The organism is Candidatus Kryptonium sp. (assembly GCA_025060635.1).
Classification (GTDB): domain Bacteria; phylum Bacteroidota; class Ignavibacteria; order Kryptoniales; family Kryptoniaceae; genus Kryptonium.
This window is the reverse complement of sequence record JANXBN010000009.1, coordinates 24719-45681: the sequence shown is the minus strand read 5'-3', so window position 1 is coordinate 45681 and position 20963 is coordinate 24719. Positions and strand designations below refer to the sequence as shown.

Here is a 20963-nt window from a genome sequence, read left to right as displayed (position 1 = left end):
GTGTTTCGGCTAATCTTAAAATAAAAAGTTGATTTCGTCATTACAAAGTTAACACTTCGGTTTTAGATGGAATATCTCCTGTAGATGAAGTTTTTTAAAATTTCTTTTCCGACTTCTGTCATGATTGATTCGGGATGAAATTGAACTCCAAATGTTGGAAACTCTTTATGTCTTAAACCCATGATCAGACCATCTTTCGTCCAAGCTGTGATCGTAAGCGAATCGGGCAAAGTTTCTTTATCAACAATCAAAGAATGATATCGTGTTGCTTTGAATGGATTAGGCAATCCTGAAAATATATCTGAATTATTGTGATAAATTTCCGAGACCTTTCCATGCATAACAACGGGTGCTTTTACTATTTTGCCACCGAAAGCAACAGCTATTGCTTGATGTCCGAGGCAAACACCAAGAATTGGGGTTGACTTATGAAATTTTTTTATAACTTCAATTGAAATCCCAGCCTCATATGGAGTGCAAGGTCCTGGAGAAATGATAATAGCATCTGGCCTCATTTGTTCTATCTCGTCAATTGTTATAGCGTCGTTTCTTGCGATCTCCATCTCAACACCAAACTCACCAAGATATTGCACTAAGTTATATGTAAATGAATCATAATTGTCAATTATCAAAATCATGGCTGAATTGACGATTTTAATCTCACCGACATTTAAAAATACGCATAAGGCAACGGATTTACAACTCTAAATATCTCAATTAGTAATGGGCAATTAGAAACTTGGGTTTACATCTTCTTCTTCGGACGAAGTTTAAAAGTTTTATAGTGTGAAAGCGCTGAATCAGGTTTTATTTTCTTTTAAAATGACATCCTCTTTTTCAAATTTAAAAATAGAATCTTTTACATTTTGTGGGATCGGTTCTGGCTTGAATGTCTCACGATTTAAAAGGACGATAACAGTTTCGCCAGTTGCGATGGTTCTTTTTGTTTTTGAATCCTTAATCATATATTCCATTTCAAAGCTTGTGTTTCCAATTTTTGAAACTCTGGTGTAAATATCAAGTATTTCATCAAATTTTGCCGGTGAAATGTAATTGCAAGTATTTCTTGCGATTACAAAATAGAAATCATTGAAGAAGAAACTATCGGGATCAATTCCAAGCGCTTGTCTTATGTATTCGGTTCTTGCTATCTCAAAGTATTTCAGATAAACGGAGTTATGAACTATGCCATAAGAATCAAGATCAAAACTTCTCACCTGCACTTGGATTTTAAATTTAAATTTCTCTGCGTTAACTTTGCTTACCACAGGAGAATTTTCGTTTTGTTTTTGAAGAAGTTTTATTTCTGTATTAAAATACCAAAAAATTTTGAACAATCTATTTTAAGGATTTCTCCGACAAATTTTGGACGAAAGGTGGAGGTTTTGGGTGTGAGGATGAATTCAATTTTGGGGCGTATTTTAAATTTGAAATTTTATGTTGAATTTATTATATTTATAGTCGCATAAAACACCGCGGGGTGGAGCAGCTGGTAGCTCGTCGGGCTCATAACCCGAAGGTCGCGGGTTCAAATCCCGCCCCCGCAACAAAAATTTTAAAAATTTCAAACAAAATTCGTTGATAAATGCCCAATCTTAAGTCCGCCGAAAGGCGAATGAGAAAATCTGAACGAAGGCGTCAGCGCAATCGGCATTATAAGTCAATGATGAAAACTTTCATCAAGAAAGTTAAAAACGCCAAGACGAAAGAAGAAGCGGAACTTATGCTAAAAAAGGTTTATTCAATACTTGATAAACTTGTCGTCAAGGGAATAATTCACAAAAACAGGGCTTCCTCATACAAGTCCAAACTCGCTCAATTTGTTAATAATTTCCCCGCTGCGCAATCACAATCGTAAAAGTGTAAAAATCTAATTCAAAGGTTTCACAAAGGCAGGTGTTAAACCTGCCTTTTTTATTTTTGATATTGGGGTAGTATTTGAAGGAATGACAAATGCTCAACAAATTCTCAATTGCAAGATATCTTTAAACACTTGTTTTTTACTTGGGCTTGATTTAAATTTTGAACAAGTCCAACAAAAACTTTCATCATATGGGCGTAATTTTAAGATTCCCACCGGAAAAGCGGACAACGGAAATTGAAAAGGATTTGATAAGGAGGGAAATAAAAAGTAGAATAGAAAATGGGAACTTTGATAGCTTTATTTACATTGTCCCAACGAGAAGAAAAATAAGGGAACTGCGGCGAGAGCTACTTGAATTTTCTAATAATAACGCACTACCTGAATTAAATCTTTTTACCCTTGATCTTTTTGCGCAAGCTTTGTATTACTCCGCAAAACTTGAAAAACCAAAACGTCTTATCTCAGATACGATTCAATCTCTCGTGTTTCAAGTAGCAATTGAAAATGTTATTCATGAACTTGAATACTTCAAGCCACCGGATGAGATAAAAAACAAAGAACTTCCAAAGGGAACTTTAAATAAAATCATTGACACGATAATAGGCTTAAAAGAAGATGGAATTTATCCAGAGAAATTGATTGATGAAGTTGAAAAAACTAAAAAGAGTGAGGATAAGAAAAAACTCAAAGACCTTGCGAAAATTTACGAACAATACGAAAGAATTCTAATTAGCAATGGATTTATTGATGTCCCTGGGATTTTCCAGGAGTTAAACAATTTACTTAATTCTAAAGATGTCAATACAAACTTCAGGAGTGCGTTTTACAATGTTGATGTGATTTTCATTGAAGGTTTCTCAATGTTTCGTTTGCCAGAGATAGAACTTATAAAGAGTTTAAAAGGAGTTGAAGATCTGACGATCATTATTTTCTTTGACTATTTTGAAAGAAACGACAATCTGTTCGGACATTTAAATGAGTGCTATAACAAATTCATAGAAGCTGGATTTGCAAGATACGAGATAAAAGAGCGGACAAAGACCGATAAATTTGCAGTGCATATTAACAAATATCTTTTCAATCACAATAATTCAAAATTTGAAGGTAAATACGACGCAAAAGATAGGGTGACATTAGTTGAAGCAAAAGATAGGATTGACGAGGTGCGGACGATAGCTCGGATAATAAAAAAGATAGTGAGAGAGAGACCAGACATAGATTTGAGCAAGATCTGTGTTGCAACCTACAGACCTGAAAAATACACAAATCTTTTCAGAGAGATCTTTCCAATTTATGGAATTCCAGCGAACATAACAGATAGATATTACCTTGAGCGTTCACCGCTTGTTTCATCAATTATTTCATTACTTGAGATTCCAGTAAATGAATATAGGATAGACGAGATAATAAAAGTTTTAATGAGTCCGTATTTTGATTTCTCAGCAGCTGTTGGAAGAAATCTTAGCGCAGATAATATCTATTCCGTTTCAAAAGAATTGAAAATTAAAAGGGGAAGGGATTATTGGTGCGAAAGCGTTAAAAATAGGATTAAAGTAATAAGCTCAAAGATAGACAGCGCGAACGATCAAGATGAGCGTGAGCAACTTTTAAGAGAGAAAAAACTTCTTGAAGATGCCCTTAATGATTACGAAAATTTTGTGACTAAAATTGTTGACAATTTTAATGAGACAATGAAACCGTCGGAGTTTAAAAATAAACTCAATGAAGTTCTCAATCAACTCAAGGTTAGCCAACAAATTTTGAAAGTCCCAAGGAGAATTGCAACACACAATGAAGTTGAGAGAGATGCGAGAGCATATCAGAAATTTATTGAGGTTGTTGATGAACTTCTTGAGGTTTTTGAATTTAGCATGAAGAGGAAGGAGAAATATAGTTTGGGCTATTATGTTGAATTGATCAAAAAAGCTTTGCCAAGAGTTCGGTATAACATAAGACAAAAGTATGGTTATGGTGTTTATGTTACAGCGCTTGAAGAGACGCGTGGATTGGACTTTGATGTTATGATAATTGCTGGGCTTGTTGATACAGAATTTCCGTCGGTGTATGAGCCGGAAGTTTTCTTGAGTGAAGGCTTAAGAAAGACAAGGAAGATGCATAAGCTTGACGAACGCTATCTTTTCTATCAAGGGGTCGTCAATTTTAAAACTCATCTTTACTTGACCTATCCAAAAATGGATGCAGAAAATGAACTCGTTAGATCAAGCTTTATAGATTCGCTTGAGCAGGTGATTGAATTTGAAAAAGTTGATTCTTCCGTATTTGGAGATTGGATTTATTCAAAGGATGAGCTATATGAACGCTACGGTAGATTTTTAAAATTTAACTTGGATAAGCTTAACACGTTTGATTTCGTTTCAAAAAGGTTTAAGAAACTCGTTAAAAATTATGAGGATAATTTTAGACATATTTTGGAGATTTCAAAGATAAACATAAGCAGAAGCGAATCAGATAAAGATGATTATCGCGAGTATAAAGGGTTTATAGAGCCAGCTGACGAGGAAAGGTTGAAACTTAAAGAGCAAGGGGATAAAATCTTTTCAATTTCACAAATTGAGACATATGCTAAATGTCCTTACAGATATTTCGTTGAGAGAGTTTTGACGCTTAAGAAAATTGAAGAAATTGAGGAATTTATCACTCCAATTGAAAGAGGGATTCTTTATCACGAGGTGCTTTATAAATTTTACACTGAATGGAGCAAACGCGAAAAGAGTATCCGTAAAAATGAGAATGAAGCCATTCAATTGATTGAAAAGATAGCAAGGGAAAAGTCAAAAGAGTTTGAGGTTAATCATCCATTGTGGGAGATTGAAAAAAGAGAACTTATACGAAGCATGATCAACTTTGTTAAAGAGGAGTCAAAATCCGATTCAAGCTTCAAACCAACATATTTTGAAGTCGCCTTTGGTCCAAAAGTAGGTGCAAGGAGAAACATTGATGAAAACCTTTCAACTATAGAACCAATACAGTTAGGCAAGGTGAAAATTCAGGGTAAGATTGATAGAATTGATGTTGGAGATGCTGGTTTCATCATTTGCGATTATAAAACCGGGAAGAGTCGTATATCTTTCAACCAAGTTGAGAAGGGTATTCACCTTCAGATACCTCTTTACATAAAAATCGCTGAGGAAATTTTTAATCAGAAAGGAAAGTCAATCAAGGGGTTGGGCGGATATAGCTATATAGTCAGAGGCAATGTTGAAAGGGTTGATGTGATGATTCAAGAAAAAATTAAAACGAAAAAAAAGAATAGCTCTAAAGTTTTCAATCAAGATGATTTTAAATTAAAAATTGAGGAGGCAGTAAATAAGGTAAACGAATTTGTTGATAAGATAACTAACGGAATTTTTAACTTAACAGAACATGATGATGAAATACAAAACATCTGTGGGAATTGCCCATACATAGAAATTTGCAGGATAAATGAAGTTAAATTCGGAATTCAAATAAAAAGTTGGGGTTAAGAGGTGAAAAGTAGAGTTTTATTTGACATTGAGACATCGGGTTTCCCAATAGAGGCTTTTGACGAAATGCAATATGAATACCTGATGAAGTTTGCAGAGGAGGAAGAAAATGAGGAGAAAAGAGAAAAGGAACGGGCAAAGGTAATTGAGAGATTGAATCTTTATCCTTTGACCGCGCAAGTTGTTGCAATTGGGATGCTTAATGTTGATTCATCACAGGGTGTTGTGCTTTATCAGTCAAATAATAAGGAAGAGTGGGAGCAAGAGATTGATAAGGTTTTAAACATTTTTGCGCCAGATGAGACAAGAAAAGATAAGGTTAAAATAAAGTTTATCTCGGGAACGGAGAGCGAAATAATTCAAAAGTTTTGGGATTATGTTTCAAAGTTTAGGATATTCATTACATTTAATGGGCGTGGGTTTGATTGTCCATTTTTGATGTTAAGATCAGCAATTCTCGGGATAAAACCAACTCGTGATCTTATGGAATACAACAGGGCAAAGCGCGAACCACATATTGATCTGCTTGAGGAGTTTACATTTTTCGGGTTAACGAGAAAGTTTTCGCTTGATTTTTATTGTAAGGTTTTCAATATAGAAAGTCCTAAAACACACGGGATAACGGGACACGATATAAATCAACTTTTCAAGGAAGGTAAATTCAGAGAGATAGCACAGTATTGTATGTACGATATAATCGCTGAGGCGGAATTATTTTTCAGGTGGGAACAGTTTTTAAATCCTCAAAACTTTGATTTAAATGCTCAAGTTTGATTATCAACAAACTCAAGCAGTGATATGAAATTAACTAAAGCGCAGGAGGAAGCAGTAAAATCTAAAAAACATCTGTCCATTACAGCAAGCGCTGGTTCTGGGAAAACGACGGTATTGATCGCAAAATATGTAAAAATTCTTGAGGATCTTGTTAATGAAAAATCAAATGTGCTTGATTCTGAAGACCTAAGCGACATTGTTGAAAGCGTGGTTGTTATAACTTTTACAGAAAAAGCCGCAAGTGAGTTAAGAAAGCGGGCAACCGAGGCAATAGAAAACAAGATAAGGGAAGCGTTTAATGAGAAAGATTTTGAGAAATTGAGAAAATTTGAAAGGTTAAGAGATGCTATGCCTTCGGCAATTATTGGGACGATCCATTCATTCTGTGCAAGGATACTTCGCGAGTTTCCTATAACTGCTGGGGTTGATCCAAATTTTGAAATTCTTGAGGGCGCAGAAAGAGATCAAGTAATTGACATGATAATTGAGGAAACGGTAAGGAAATTTTTAGGGAGTGACGATGAAAAATCAAAAAATCTTCTTGAAGTAATTGAGCGAATGAGGATAAACAATTTTTATAAGTTTATAAAGAAACTTGTTTCATCAAGGGAGCTTGTTGAAAAGATTATATATGACATCTACGAGAGTGGTGGCGATAGTGAGAATATTGTTAAAAAGTGGGGGGATATGATTTTTGAATATGTTTCTAATGTTTTCATGAAAAGCGGGATGACGAGAATATTTGCAAGTTTATCTAAGCTGGTGTTTTCAGAAGATGCCGATTTTATCAGCAAGGCAAATGAATTTGAAATGCAAGTTGAAGAAAATATTGAGGATGCATATGAAACATTTAATGATATCGCCCGTAATTTTATTTTAACGCAAAAAGGAGAGTTGCGCAGTGAAGTTAGAAATGCTTTAAACGAACTTCCTGAGGCCGAAAGGGAGGAAACATTACGAAGGTTAAGCATCATCAAAAAAGTCTACAATGACATTAAAGATTTGGAAATAAGTAAATTTAAAAAGCTTGAAAGATATCATTGCGATTATGTAGAAAAAACAAAATTGATAATTTCGCTCTATAGAGAAATAAACCGTGAGTATGAGAGATACAAGATTCAAAAAGGTTATCTTGATTTTGAAGATTTGCAGTTAAAAGTTTTGCAATTACTTAAAGAAAACGAGGAGGTCAAAAATGAACTTTCAAGTAGATTCAGATATATACTGATTGACGAATATCAAGACACGAACTATTTACAATATGAGATTGTTAAAAAGTTGATAAACAATTTTTCAGGCAGAACAAATCTTTGCGTGGTTGGGGACGATAAACAGAGCATATATGGATTTAGGGGTTCTGATGTTGGAGTTTTTGAGATAACTAGAAAAGAAATCAAAGGTGAAAATGTCAAGGGTGAAGAGATATATTTGGGCGAAAGCTTTAGGCTTTTGAAGGGGATAGCTGCGTTTGTTAACACTGTTTTTGGAAAGATAATGGGTGAAAGAATAAGCATTTATGAGGTTGAATATAAGCCGATAATTGTTGGCAGAGATGTTGACGATGATGGCGTTGTTGAATTGCTTGTTGTTAAAAAAGGGGACAGTGAAAGAATCGGAGAGAAAGGGAACAACGAAGAGAATATAGAAGCAAATTTCGTTGCTCAAAGAATTTTGAAGTTGCTTGAAGACGAGGGAGCTTATGTGTACAAAGACGGAGAGAGAAAGAAAGTTGAAGCCAGCGACATAGCTGTGTTGATAAGAAACCGCAATGTTTTGAAACCACTTGAAAATGCATTTGTTAAACTCGGAATTCCATACATCGTTTCAAGTGGGATTGGATTTTATCAGACACAGGAGATATATGATTTTTCAAATTATCTTAAATTCCTTGTTAACACGAACGATGATGTCTCGCTTGTTGGGATTTTGCGATCTCCATTTTTCGGTATAAGTGATGCGGAAATTTTCAAAATTTCAGTTTATGGCAGAGGTTATACTTTCTGGGAAAAGACAAACGACTACATAAAGCGAGATAAAGAACCGACTCCATCAGAAAAATTGAAATATGCCGTTAACATTTTGCTTGATGATCTCAAGGTTGCAGGCAGAATGTCCATTCCGTCTTTAATTCAAAGGATAATTGAAAAAACAATGTATAATGGTTCTGTTTTGCCGATGAGAAGAGGTGAACAAATAATTGCAAACATCCAAAAGTTGATAGATGTCGCAAGGGAATTTGAGATGAAAGGTTTGAACAGCCTTTATGATTTCGTTGAACAGTTGAAATTCCTCTCGGAGGTGCATTTGCGCGAAGGGCAGGCGAGTGTTCAGACGAAGGTTAACGCAGTTCAAATAATGACTATTCACGCTGCGAAAGGGCTTGAGTTTCCTGTCGTTGTCTTGCCATTTCTTGGTAAAAAAGTTACTCCGAAATCTAATGAATCTTACAATATAGATATTGATTACGGAATAGGGCTTGGAATTAAATATGAGATCAACGGTGAAGGTAAAGAGAAAAAGTTGCCGATAGATGCTGTTCATGAGCTTATAAAACGACACAGGACAATTGCAGAGGAGAAACGAGTTTTATATGTAGCGATGACAAGAGCAAGGGATATGTTAATCCTATCTGGAACATGCTCAAAGCATGATACTGAAACATATCTTAATTGGATTTTAAAAGCACTTGAAGTTGAAGACAAAATTGATCGCATTTCAACAGCTCAGTTTCAGACAGAATTATTTTTTATGAATGGAGATAAGAAAGAGTATAAAGGTGAGGTTAAAATTTACAGAGATCCTCGTGATTTTGTGACGCAAAATGTCTCTTTGATTAATAAAGCGGTTGATGTTGAAATTGATGAAGATAAGGTTTTCGTTGAACCTCTTGAATCAAAACCTTATGGTGAGTTTATCACTGCGACGCAGTTGCAGACATTTTCGCTTTGTCCGATGAAGTTTTATCTTAAGTTTCGGCTTGGTCTTCCAGAGCACAGGAGGGAATCCGCTTATAAGGAGAAGTTTGAAGATATTTCAGCACCGCCATATGAAGATGATTTTAGAGATGAAATCCTTGGAACCGTCAGAGGTAAGGTTCTTCATGGAGTTCTTGAAAGATGTAGATTGGGGATGAGTGATGAGGAACTAAAGAAAATTATTTCGCTTGTAATTCATCAAAATGGGATCGTCAATGAAAAGAAAGCAATGGTATTAAGTGATTATGTCTTTGGCGAAGTAAAAAGGATTTTAGATTCAGAACTTGGCAAAAAAATTTTTTCGGCAGAAGAGCAATACACGGAGTATAGAATAAGTATGAAGTTTGGAGATGTTTATTTGATGGGAAGAATTGATAAGTTATACAAAACAAACGAAGGATGGGAGATCGTTGATTTTAAGACAGATGATATTGAAGAAAAAGAAATTCCACTTAAAAAGAGTCAATACGAATTTCAAATTGGTGTTTATTCGTATCTTTTGAGCAAAATTTATCCAGATCAAAAAATTTTCAGAAGTTTTATTTTATTCACGAAGAATCCAAGCATGCCTATTGAAATCACATACACTTGTGATTCACTGGAAAGTTTTAAGAGCAAAATTGAGGAAATGATCAAACAAATAAAAGAAATGGATTTAAATATAGGTATTTCAATTCCTGCCGATTTAAAAGAACATTGTCGCATCTGTGGATATTTTAGCAATGGAAAGTGCATTGGTAAAGAGATATGACTTATATTTTGTTAATTTTTATTAATTCCGAGATTGAAAAAGTCATCGGTAGGCTTGGACGGATAAAGTTAAAGCTGGGATATTACGCTTATGTGGGTTCGGCGAAGTTAAATTTTGAACATAGGATAAGAAGACATCTTAAGAAAGTCAAAAAGTTGTTTTGGCACATAGATTATATCTTGGCTGATGAAAAGTCGCAAATTGAAAGCGTGTTTTACACTGACAAGGTCGTTGAGCACAAGGTTGCTATGCAGTTGCATAGATTTGGATTTGAGGTTGTAGAAAAGTTTGGTAGTTCAGATTGTAATTGTCCTGGACACTTGTTTTATTTGGGGGATAAGCGGAGAGTTGAAAAATTATGGCTTGATCTTGGGTTTAAAAAATTTTTATAGTGATTGAAAAGGGGCAAATGTTGAGATTTTTGTATTATTTTAATTAATGTCGTAAATTCAGTTCTGATGAAAACTCTTTTTTAAGCAACAACATGTCAATTATATCTTTAGAAACAACCAAAAGGCGAGGTTTCATATTTGCTTGCACTGAAAAAAGTGAAAGTGAGTTCCTAAATCGCTTGATTTTTGCAACCAACCGCGTTTATGCTCACAAAGTTTTTGCGATCAGAAAAGGCGATTTTGTTTTTCTTTACAATCTTGATACAGACATAATTTATGGCACATTCAAGGCAAAGAGCGATGGTTCATATGATAAGTCGCTTGAAATTTTCAATGGCAAATATCCATATTATGTTGAGGTTGAACCATTAGGTGAAATCGTAAAGATGCAGAATGCAAGTAAAATCTTTAAGAGACTTGGTATATCCTGGAGGGACATCTTGACATATAAAGGCGTTGAAGTTTTGCGATCATTTATTGATAACTCAAAGTCTTTAACAGTGGATCTTCTTTTTCCATTTGAATTTGATAGAACATCTTTATCGGTAGGAAAAGAAAATTTAGTTGACGAGACATTTAGACCACCGATATTTTCAACAACACTTTGGGATTATCCAAAGCAAAGTTATGGAGACAGTCCAAAAGGTGATAACAAGTATCCAGGTGTAACACCAGCGTTTATTATCTACAATTTGATTCACAGATACACATCTCCTGGGGATCTTGTATGCGATCCAATGGCTGGTTCTGGAACTACGATTGATGTTTGTAAAGAAGAAAGAAGAAGGTGCATTGCGTTTGATATATCTCCAACAAGGCGAGATATAATACAAGCTGACGCGAGGAATCTTCCATTAAAAGACAATTCAGTTGATATGATTTTTGTTGATTCTCCTTATGGAGATAACATTAGATATAATGATCATCCTCTTAACATTGGACATATATCAGCTACCGATAAAAGGTTCTATGACGAGCTTGAGAAGGTTATGGCTGAATGTTATAGAATTTTAAAAGATGGTAAAATTTTAGCTTGGCTTATCGGTGATCAGTGGGCAAAGGGCGTTTTTGTACCAGTTGGGTTCAAGGTATATGAACGATTGACGAAGTATTTTGAACCTGTTGATATCGTGTGCGTTGTGAGAAGGAATCAATCTTCAAATACACCATTTTGGCATAGCAAGGCAATTGAACATAATTTTTATTTGAGGGGTTTTAAATATCTTATCATCGTCAGGAAGGTTAGGGAAAGACGGGAGAGAAAAGTTAAAGTTAAATGGAACTATTATGAAAGATAGTAAAGGGAAGAGGGAAGAATTCATTGAGAGGATCAGAAATGATATATTAACCGAAGTTGAAAAGCGGGGCTTAAACTCGTTATCTTCAATACTTGAAGAGGTACGTGTTCGTTACATTCAAGGGATAAAAAACTACGGCGTAGATGATCCGGAACAATCTTGGAAGCCATTTAAAGGAAATGTTTTGGAAGATATAATCTTGAGTTATATTATTAAAAAAACCGAAGAAGCAGGGTTGAAGGTAGTTAAAGGTAAAGATCTTGACAAGAGAAGCGATGAAAAATTAGGTGATTGTTTATCTATGGTGAAGAGAAGTTTGGCTATAAATTATGGCGAATTTGGCTTACATCTACCAGATGCGGATCTTGTAATATATGATCCTAAAACTTGCAAAGCCATAATTATAATATCTTCAAAAACAACTTTACGGGAGAGAGTAGCTCAAACCGCATATTGGAGTTTAAAACTTAAGCAGAGTAACCTAACTAAGGACATAAAAGTTGTATTTATAACATTAGACGAAGATGAAGATTTAAGAACTAAAACGCCAGCGAAGAAAGGTAGAGCGATCGCAGAAGTTGATATAGATTACACTTATGTTATTACCGATAGCAACATTGATGAAAGCGAGCATGTCAAGAAGATAGATAAGTTTTTTGACGATTTGAGGAAAATTTTAAAGTTTTCCTTGCAAAGTTAGGGGGAATGGGTTTAAATTTAAATTGGTGTAAAAATAAAGTTTTCCAAGCCAAATGAAGCACATCCTTTTATTGTTATTAATTCCATCATTGCTTTTATCTCAACCAAAGTTTGAATTTCGGGGATTGTGGGTTGCAGCAAGTAGGTTGGATTTCCCTCTCTCAACTCTTGCTTCTGATCAAAAAGCAGAGCTTGATAGAATTGTTGATTTTGCTCGCTTCGGTAAATTTAACGCAATAATTTTTCAAGTTCTCGCAAGAGGGCAAGCGTATTATGAATCAAGCATAGTTCCATGGGCTTCGTATCTTACATCACCTTTGACAGTTGATCAAGATGGGACTCTTTATCCGAACATCGGAACTCCTCCTGGTACAAAAGAAAATCCACCACAATTTTATGATCCCTTGAAATACCTTATACAGAAAGCAAAACAATATGGAATTGAAGTTCATGCGTGGATAAATGTTTTTAATCTTATAACATTACCTGATACAGTTTATCGTCTTGCCATTTCACAGCCCAGGCATATTGCAATTGATGAAAGCAATCGTTGGAATACGAAAATTTTTGCGAAAAATTCCGCTGGCGAGTGGTTAATTCCCGCTGATGGTTCTAAACTCATTTGGCTTGATCCAGCAAATCCATTTGTTAGAAATTATCTTGTAAGCGTTGTTGTTGAGCTCGTTAAAAACTATGACATAGACGCTATACATTTTGATTACATTCGTTTTCCTGGGGCTTATACATATGGTGATTCGTTTAATTATTACTTCAACAATAGAACTGATTTTGTAAACGGCAATCCATATGGTCTATCCAGGGACGATTTTGCAAGGTTATCAATTGAAAGATTTGTAAGAGCTGCGTATGACACCGTTAGGAAAATAAAGCCAAAAGTCAAGGTTGGTTCAACTACGCCAGGAATTTATCAAGGTTGGCGTCTTCCGATTAAACAAGTTTACTTTGATCTATATCGCGATGGGCGAAGCGATCCACGAAAATGGGCACAACTTGGGATTATTGATTATCACGCTCCGCAAGTTTATTGGGATATTGGCTCTGACTATGATTTCAGAGTTATAGCTCAGGACTGGAATGCAAATATGTATGATAAACATGTCTACATCGGAATTTATGGAGATAATCCATATAGCGAAGTTTCCGCACAGGTTAATTTCACGAGAAGCATCGTAGCGAAAGGAAATGTTATTTTTAGATATGCAAATGCTAAAACTTACATTGACTCGCTGGTTGCAAACCAATATACGACATTTGCAATTCCTCCTGCGATGCCTTGGAAAGACAATGTGCCCCCAAATCCACCTGTTGGATTGTCAATAAGAAAAATCTCATCAAATGTATGGCAATTGATATGGTCAAATCCGGCAACCGCAAGCGATGGGGAAAGACCAGCGTATTATGTTATATACAGGGCAGAAGGTATCGGAACTGTTGATATAAATGATCCGAAAAATATAATTTCAATCGTTCCGTCAGCCGTTTCTATTAATACCTACAACGACAGAATCCCTGATACATCAAAAATTTACACTTATGTTGTGACTTCGCTTGATAGATTGAAAAACGAAAGCCAACCATCAAATTCAGTCATTACGCATGTTTTAGCAGATCAAGAGTTTGTAGATAAATACGATTTATCCCCGGGCTATCCAAATCCGTTTAATTCGGTAGTTAATTTTAAGTATAGCGTTCCAGAGGTTTCTTTCGTTGATATTAGAATTTTTGATTTGCTCGGAAGGGAAGTTAAAAAGATTTTCTCTGGTGTGCAGTCAAGCGGAGATTACCAAATTTATTGGGATGGTAGAGATAACAGCGGAAACGAGGTTACAAGTGGAATTTATCTGTGTAAAATGAACGCGCTCAAAAATGGTAAACTTGTTTTTTCAAAAGCTCAGAAAGTTTCACTTTTAAAGTAGAGTGGGCATTTGCGTGTGCTAAAAGAGAAGCGCACTGAATTAGATTTATCCAAATTTCTTGTTTGATGTTTGCTTCAAACTCTTTTCTTTGGTTGGGGTTGTTTTTGAAACTTTTGTTTAAAGTTTTGTTTGCTTTAAATTTTTAGCAAGTTTGTCGTTGGTGTATCAAATCAAAGATTTTTCTGATGCCGAGAAATTTAGAGATAAAGGCAGAGATAACCGAGCCAGATTTAGTTGAAAAAATCGCCATTGAGATTGGAGCGAAATTAGCAAATGACTTTGTGCAAGTTGATACTTATTTTGAGGTTAAAGATGGAAGATTGAAGCTTAGAGAATTTGATTTAGGGGAGGCTGAACTTATCTTTTATCGTAGAGCGGAAAATAACTTTGAAAGGTGGAGCGATTACGAAATCGTAAAGGTTAATAATTCTGAAGCTTTGAAAAATTTGCTTTCAAAAGCTTTAAGTGTTAAAATTGTGGTTGAGAAGCGAAGGAAAGTTTACATTTACAAGAACGCAAGGATTCATGTTGATACAGTTAAAGGGCTCGGAAATTTTGTTGAGTTGGAAGTTATTTACAATGGAGATGAAAAGCAGGTGGAGGAGTTGATGAAATTTTTAATAAACGCATTTGGCTTGAAGCGAGAAAGATTCATTAAAGTATCTTATTCTGACCTTTTACTACAAAAACAAAATGGCGACATTAGATGAGACGAGTTAAACTTTTCTATCTCTTTTTGCTGTTAATTTTTACACTTGAGATTTACGCACAGCAGTCGGTAAAGCCCAAGAATATAATTTTGATGATTGGCGATGGGATGGGGCTTGCGCAGGTAAGCGCTGGGAAAACTTATAAAGGTCAGTTGAACCTTGAAAAAATGAAAGTCATTGGTCTTTTGACTACGCATTCGTGTGATGAATATATCACTGATTCAGGCGCTGGGGCAACCGCAATGAGCACAGGTTATAAAACTAAAAATGTCGCTATCGGAGTTGATTGTAATGGTGAAAGGAGAGAAACCGTTCTTGAATATGCTAATAAAATTGGTAAATCAACGGGGATAGTTGTTGTCTGTGCTATAACTCATGCGACTCCAGCTGCTTTTGTTGCACATGTCCCAGATAGAAACATGCAATTTGAAATTGCTGAACAAATTGCAAAGGAAGCAAACACGGATATTTATCTTGGTTCTGGCTGGGGATGGTTCTTACCGAAATCCGAAGGTGGCAGGAGAACTGATGGACAAAACTTGATAGATACTTTGAAGAAGCGTGGCTATGTTTATATATCAAAATCGGAGGAATTTTATAATCTTGATTTGAAAAAAGTTAACAAATTAATTGGTCTGTTTGCGGAAAATCATCCGCCTTATGCTCCTGATAGGAAACCGACGCTTGCTGAGATGACGAAAAAGGCGATTGATTTTTTATCAAGAGATAAAGATGGATTTTTCCTTATGGTTGAAGGTTCCCAAATTGATTGGGCAGGGCATGATAATAACAGCGAGCAAATACTTAAAGAGATGGCAGATTTTGACGAAGCAATTGGAGTTGCGCTTGATTTCGCACAGAAGGATGGAAAAACGCTTGTCATTGTCACAGCTGATCATGAGACGGGCGGATATGCGCTTGTTGGAGGTTCTGTGAGCGAAAGAAAAGTTGAAGGTAAATTTGCAACGAAAAATCACACTGGGATAATGGTTCCCGTCTTTGCTTTCGGACCAGGCGCAGAAGCTTTTGCAGGGTTTGGAGATAACACTTTGATTGGGAAAAAGATTTTTGAATATCTTAAAAAGTGATTAAATTTCGTCCGAAGTCAAAATTTAGATTGAAATAGGTAATTTATGGCGAAGAAGACGCAAAAATCCGCAAAAGAAAAAAGCAAAAAGAAAGGGTCAGCTCGGGGAACGAAGAAGTTTAAAGAGCTAAGCGAGAAATCTATTGAAATTTTGCCCGTGATTGAATATGCAATTTATGAGGTTGACAAAATTTTTCAGAATCAAGGGGATAGACTGACGGATGAATATCTTGTTTCATCGCTTAAGGAATTAACACATTTGATAAAAGCTAAATCCTTTGAAACATTGCTTGAAGAGATGAGGGAGGAACTAACAGAGGATTCAGATATAATTCACTGGAACATTATTTCAAGAATTGGTGAGTATATTGAGGAAAATGAACTTAATTATTCTGGCAGGGATATCGTTAGTGCGCTTGATGAGTTGATTAACACGATAAAAATTCAAATGTCAAAGCAAGATCCAAGAGCTTATCTCTCGTTTCTTGCGGAGATAATGCGCGGTGTGGAAATAAAAGGGGCACGACGCTCTGATAGAGATATGGATATCCAAAGGGATATTGACGAGGATTATTTTGATGAAGAAGAAAATTATTGAAAATCTTACATAACTTTTTATGGGATTTAAATGTGGTATAGTTGGCTTGCCCAATGTTGGAAAGTCAACGCTTTTCAATGCGCTCACATCTTCAAATGTTCCCGCTGAAAATTATCCTTTCTGCACTATTGATCCAAATATCGGAGTTGTCTCAGTTCCAGATGAAAGATTGATTCAGCTTGAGAAGGTTTTCAAGCCAAAGCGTGGGATTACACCGGCGATGATTGAATTTTTTGATATTGCTGGTTTGGTCAAAGGGGCAAGCAAGGGAGAAGGGCTTGGAAATCAATTTCTTGCTCATATTCGCGAGGTTGATGCTATAATTCATATTGTGAGATGTTTTGAAGATGAGAATGTAGCTCATGTCAATGGTGATATTAATCCAGTGCGAGATATTGAGATCGTTGAAATTGAGCTAATTCTGAAAGATATTGAAACAGTTCAGAAGCGAATTGATAAAGTCAAAAATGTCGCAAGAAGTGGAGATAAAAAAGCACAGCATCAGCTTGCGATCTATGAGGGTTTGCTATCGCACTTAAACGAGGGTAAGTTTGCAAGTTCTTTCGTTTATCATCATGAAGATAAACCGTTAATTGATGAACTTCATCTCTTGACGAACAAAAAGTTTATATATGTTGCAAATGTTGATGAAGATGGAATAAATGGCAATAAATATGTTGATGAAGTTAAAAAAGTCGGTGAGCGTAAGGGTGTGCCAGTGGTTGTGATATGTGCGAAGCTTGAAGCAGAACTCGCACAATTGCCTGAGGAGGAGAGAAAAGAATTTTTAAAAGAACTTGGACTTGATGAACCTGGTTTAAACAAGGTGATAAAAGCTGGTTATGAGATACTTGATCTTATAACTTTCTTCACGGGAAATGAAAACGAGGTTAGAGCTTGGGCTATAAGGAGGGGGACAACTGCATATGAAGCAGCAGGTAAAATTCATTCTGATTTTCAAAGAGGGTTTATAAAAGCAGAGATCATGAGATGGGATGAACTTGTTAAATATGGTTCTGAACACGCTCTTCGCGAGCATGGGCTTGTTAAATTTGAGGGGAAAGAATATGTGATTCAAGATGGGGATGTTGTGTTGTTTAGATTTCAGGTTTAAGGGGGGAACATTTTAAATTTTGCCCTTCGTCAAATTATTTGAAATTTCGTTTCAAAACAAAATTGGAAGAGTTAAAAAATGAGATTTGTAAAACTACTTTTTATCGTCTTGATATCTTTGATTTCAATTTCGTCTGTTTTTCCACAGAGAAAAACAGCTCCATCTGTTAAACCAACTGTCTTGAAATATGATACGAGTTTGTATCGGGCAATGCAGTGGCGTGAAATTGGACCATTTAGGGGAGGGCGTTCAATTGCGGTTGCTGGGCATCCCGATCAACCATTGACTTATTATTTTGGTGCAACAGGTGGAGGAGTTTGGAAAACGACAGATGGAGGAGTCACTTGGGTTAACATTTCAGATGGATTTTTTAAATCAAGTTCGGTTGGAGCAATCGCAGTCGCTGAGTCGGATCCAAATGTAATTTATGTTGGAATGGGTGAATCTTGTTTAAGAAATACTATCATAATTGGAGATGGTGTTTACAAATCAGAAGATGCTGGAAAAACATGGAAAAATATCGGACTTGCTGAGACAAAAGTTATTTCAAAGATACGAATTCATCCCAAAGATGCAAACATTGCTTTAGTAGCTGCACTTGGAAATCCCTTCGCGCCATCACCTGATCGTGGAGTTTATAAATCAACCGATGGTGGAAAAACATGGAGAAAGGTTCTTTATAAAGATGAAAAGACAGGTGCTGTTGATTTAGTAATTGATCCAACAAATCCACGGGTGATTTATGCTTCATTGTGGGAAGTTTATAGAAATTTTTGGTCACTTTCAAGCGGTGGTCCTGGAAGTGGGCTTTGGAAGTCAACAGATGGAGGGGAAACATGGTTTGAAATTTCAAATAACCCGGGATTTCCAAGAGGTATAAAAGGAAGGATTGGAATTGCTGTCTCAGCTGCTAAACCTGGGCTCGTCTGGGCTCTCGTTGAAGCGGAAAATGGTGGGTTGTTCAAATCAGAAGATGGCGGTGCAACTTGGAGAAAGGTAAACGATGACAAGCGTCTTTGGCAAAGACCTTTTTATTATATGCATGTTTTTGCCGATCCTAAAAATCCAGATGTCGTTTATGTTTTAAATGTTCAATTTCTAAAATCAGTTGATGGTGGAAGAACATTTACGGTTATTCAAACCCCACATGTTGATCATCACGACTTATGGATAAATCCAAAAGATCCAAACATAATGATACACGCAAGCGATGGTGGTGCGTCCGTTACTTTCAATGGTGGTTTGACATGGACAGAGCAAGATTATCCAACAGCACAATTTTATCATGTCACGGTTGATAGCCAATTTCCTTACTTTATTTATGGAGCTCAGCAGGATAACACAACGGTTGGAATTGCAAGCAGAACAACTGGTTTTGGAATTGATATAACTGATTGGTTTCCGGTTGGTGGAGGTGAAAGCGGATATATCGCAGTTAGACCTGATAACCCGAATATAGTTTATGCTGGAAGTTATGGAGGACTTTTGACGAGATTTGATAAAAGAACCAGAGAAGTTAAAAATATCAGCGTTTGGCCAGAATCACCGATTGGAGGTGGTGCAAGAGACATTAAATATCGTTTTGCGTGGACATTTCCGATAGTTATTTCTCCCCATGATCCAAATGTTTTGTATGTTACTGCTAACCATGTCTTCAGAAGCACAGACGAGGGAATGAGCTGGGAAGTCATAAGCCCTGATTTGACAAGAAATGATACTTCAAAAACAGCGCCATCAGGCGGTCCTATAACAAAAGATAACACGAGCGCTGAATACTACTGCACAATTTATGCATTTGCTGAATCTCCAATTAAAAAAGGAGTTCTCTGGGCTGGTTCTGATGACGGTTTGGTTCATGTCTCAACAGATAATGGTAAGACATGGATTAATGTGACTCCAAAAGATTTACCTGAATGGAGTTTGATAAGTATAATTGAACCATCGCCTTTTGATGCTGGAACTGCTTATATTGCAGTGACAAGATATAAACTCGGCGATTTCAAACCTTATATTTTTAAAACGACGGATTATGGGAAAACTTGGAAAAAAATTGTTAATGGAATACCGGACACTCACTTCACGCGAGTTGTAAGAGCTGATCCAAATCGCAAAGGTTTACTTTACGCTGGAACCGAATATGGAATCTATGTTTCTTTTGATGATGGGGAAAATTGGCAAACGCTTCAATTGAATTTGCCTGTGACCCCGATATATGACATCGCTGTGCATTCTCGTGAGAAAGATCTTGTCGTTGCAACTCACGGAAGATCATTTTGGGTTCTTGATGATCTAACTCCTCTTTATCAGCTATCTGATGAGGTTGCAAAATCGGATGTTTATCTTTTCAAACCGAGAGATGCTTACAGAATGCGTGGAGGTGGAGGATTTAGAGCGCCAGGTTCCACTATTGGACAAAATCCGCCAAATGGTGTGATCGTTTATTATTATTTCAAGGAAAAACCAAAGGATGAAGTAAAGATTGAATTTTATGACGAAAAAGGCGCTTTGATAAAGTCGTTTTCAAGTAAAGTTGAAAGACCGGAAGATGGACGACAACCAGATGAGTTTGAATTTGTAGGTCCGAGGACAGAAAGAGTTTCAGCTGAAGCGGGAATGAATAGATTTGTCTGGGATATGCGATATCCTGACGCTGAGAATCTAAGAGATATTCGCTTCTGGAGCTGGGGTGGAACAACGAGAGGTCCATTAGCGGTGCCCGGAAAATATCAAGTTAAACTAATTGTCGGTGGAAAAACCTTAACACAATGGTTTGAGATCAAGAAAGACCCAAGAATTGAAGCAACTGACGAGGACTTCAAAGCGCAATTTGATCTTCTAATCAAAATTAGAGATAAACTAAGCGAAGCAAATAAAACTGTAAATAAGATCAGGGACATTTTAAAGCAAATTGATTCCTTCGTAGATAGGACGAAGGGGACAAAGAACGAGGAAAGGGTGACGAAACTCGCCAAGCAATTAAAAGAAAAACTGACATCAATTGAAAGCGAAATAACTCAAAACAAAGCAAGAAGCTCACAAGATATTCTGAATCATCCTGTGAAATTGAATGGTAAACTTGCATCGCTTGCAAGCGCTGTTGCAAGTGCTGATTCAAAACCGCCAAAGCAAATGTATGATGTTTTTGATGATCTATCAAAGCGACTTGATGTTCAATTGAACAAGTTTAAGGAAGTTGTGGAGAAAGATATACCTGAATTCAATCGCGCGATGAAAGATCTTGAGATACCTGCAATCATAGTTGAAACAAAATAGCTTCAA

General features: G+C 36.2%; 15 protein-coding genes and 1 tRNA gene. 14 read left to right on the top strand and 2 right to left on the bottom strand.

The features are described from left to right. Window positions 1-62 precede the first annotated feature (62 nt). Together NZ923_10225 and NZ923_10220 are read right to left on the bottom strand one after the other, a co-directional pair. Window positions 63-638 carry an aminodeoxychorismate/anthranilate synthase component II gene (locus tag NZ923_10225; protein MCS7230393.1) on the bottom strand — a complete coding sequence of 192 codons (576 nt, stop codon included), beginning with the start codon at window positions 636-638 and terminating at the stop codon, window positions 63-65. Between the two features lie 162 nt (window positions 639-800). Continuing rightward, window positions 801-1268 carry an acyl-CoA thioesterase gene (locus NZ923_10220; GenBank protein ID MCS7230392.1) on the bottom strand — a complete coding sequence of 156 codons (468 nt, stop codon included), beginning with the start codon at window positions 1266-1268 and terminating at the stop codon, window positions 801-803. Between the two features lie 206 nt (window positions 1269-1474). Between NZ923_10220 and NZ923_10215 the strand changes: the two genes are divergently transcribed. The 14 genes from NZ923_10215 (at window position 1475) to NZ923_10150 (ending at window position 20957) form a co-directional block, all read left to right on the top strand. After that, a tRNA-Met gene (locus NZ923_10215) sits at window positions 1475-1547 on the top strand. Window positions 1548-1585: 38 nt separating this feature from the next. Next, window positions 1586-1858: a 30S ribosomal protein S20 gene (gene rpsT, locus NZ923_10210; protein MCS7230391.1), complete on the top strand. Its 273-nt coding sequence runs from the start codon at window positions 1586-1588 to the stop codon at window positions 1856-1858. A 194-nt stretch (window positions 1859-2052) separates the two neighbouring features. After that, a complete protein-coding gene (locus NZ923_10205) occupies window positions 2053-5349 on the top strand; it encodes an exodeoxyribonuclease V subunit gamma (protein MCS7230390.1) in 3297 nt (1098 codons plus the stop codon). Window positions 5350-5352: 3 nt separating this feature from the next. Continuing rightward, on the top strand, window positions 5353-6123 hold the full coding sequence (locus tag NZ923_10200) for a ribonuclease H-like domain-containing protein (protein ID MCS7230389.1): 771 nt from the start codon (window positions 5353-5355) through the stop codon (window positions 6121-6123). Window positions 6124-6147: 24 nt separating this feature from the next. Then, on the top strand, window positions 6148-9849 hold the full coding sequence (locus NZ923_10195; protein MCS7230388.1) for a UvrD-helicase domain-containing protein: 3702 nt from the start codon (window positions 6148-6150) through the stop codon (window positions 9847-9849). Continuing rightward, window positions 9846-10241, top strand: a complete 396-nt coding sequence (locus NZ923_10190) for a GIY-YIG nuclease family protein (protein ID MCS7230387.1) — start codon at window positions 9846-9848, stop codon at window positions 10239-10241. The genes NZ923_10195 and NZ923_10190 overlap by 4 nt, the downstream gene beginning before the upstream one ends. Window positions 10242-10333: 92 nt before the next feature. Then, window positions 10334-11539 carry a DNA methyltransferase gene (locus tag NZ923_10185; GenBank protein MCS7230386.1) on the top strand — a complete coding sequence of 402 codons (1206 nt, stop codon included), beginning with the start codon at window positions 10334-10336 and terminating at the stop codon, window positions 11537-11539. Next, complete coding sequence (locus NZ923_10180; protein ID MCS7230385.1) at window positions 11529-12239, top strand: BsaWI family type II restriction enzyme; 711 nt, start codon at window positions 11529-11531, stop codon at window positions 12237-12239. The genes NZ923_10185 and NZ923_10180 overlap by 11 nt, the downstream gene beginning before the upstream one ends. A 52-nt stretch (window positions 12240-12291) precedes the next feature. Then, window positions 12292-14175, top strand: a complete 1884-nt coding sequence (locus NZ923_10175; protein ID MCS7230384.1) for a family 10 glycosylhydrolase — start codon at window positions 12292-12294, stop codon at window positions 14173-14175. Window positions 14176-14360: 185 nt separating this feature from the next. Beyond that, window positions 14361-14885: a class IV adenylate cyclase gene (gene cyaB / locus NZ923_10170; protein ID MCS7230383.1), complete on the top strand. Its 525-nt coding sequence runs from the start codon at window positions 14361-14363 to the stop codon at window positions 14883-14885. After that, window positions 14882-15973, top strand: coding sequence for an alkaline phosphatase (locus tag NZ923_10165; protein ID MCS7230382.1), 1092 nt, complete (start codon window positions 14882-14884; stop codon window positions 15971-15973). Before cyaB ends, NZ923_10165 begins: the two co-directional genes overlap by 4 nt. A 45-nt stretch (window positions 15974-16018) precedes the next feature. Further along, a complete protein-coding gene (locus tag NZ923_10160) occupies window positions 16019-16570 on the top strand; it encodes a hypothetical protein (GenBank protein ID MCS7230381.1) in 552 nt (183 codons plus the stop codon). Between the two features lie 19 nt (window positions 16571-16589). Beyond that, the gene (gene ychF, locus NZ923_10155) at window positions 16590-17684 is read left to right on the top strand and encodes a redox-regulated ATPase YchF (GenBank protein ID MCS7230380.1); all 1095 of its coding nucleotides are present in this window, start codon (window positions 16590-16592) and stop codon (window positions 17682-17684) included. A gap of 78 nt (window positions 17685-17762) precedes the next feature. After that, entirely contained in the window at window positions 17763-20957 is a 3195-nt protein-coding gene (locus tag NZ923_10150) for a glycosyl hydrolase (protein MCS7230379.1), read from the top strand. The last annotated feature ends 6 nt before the right edge of the window (window positions 20958-20963 follow it).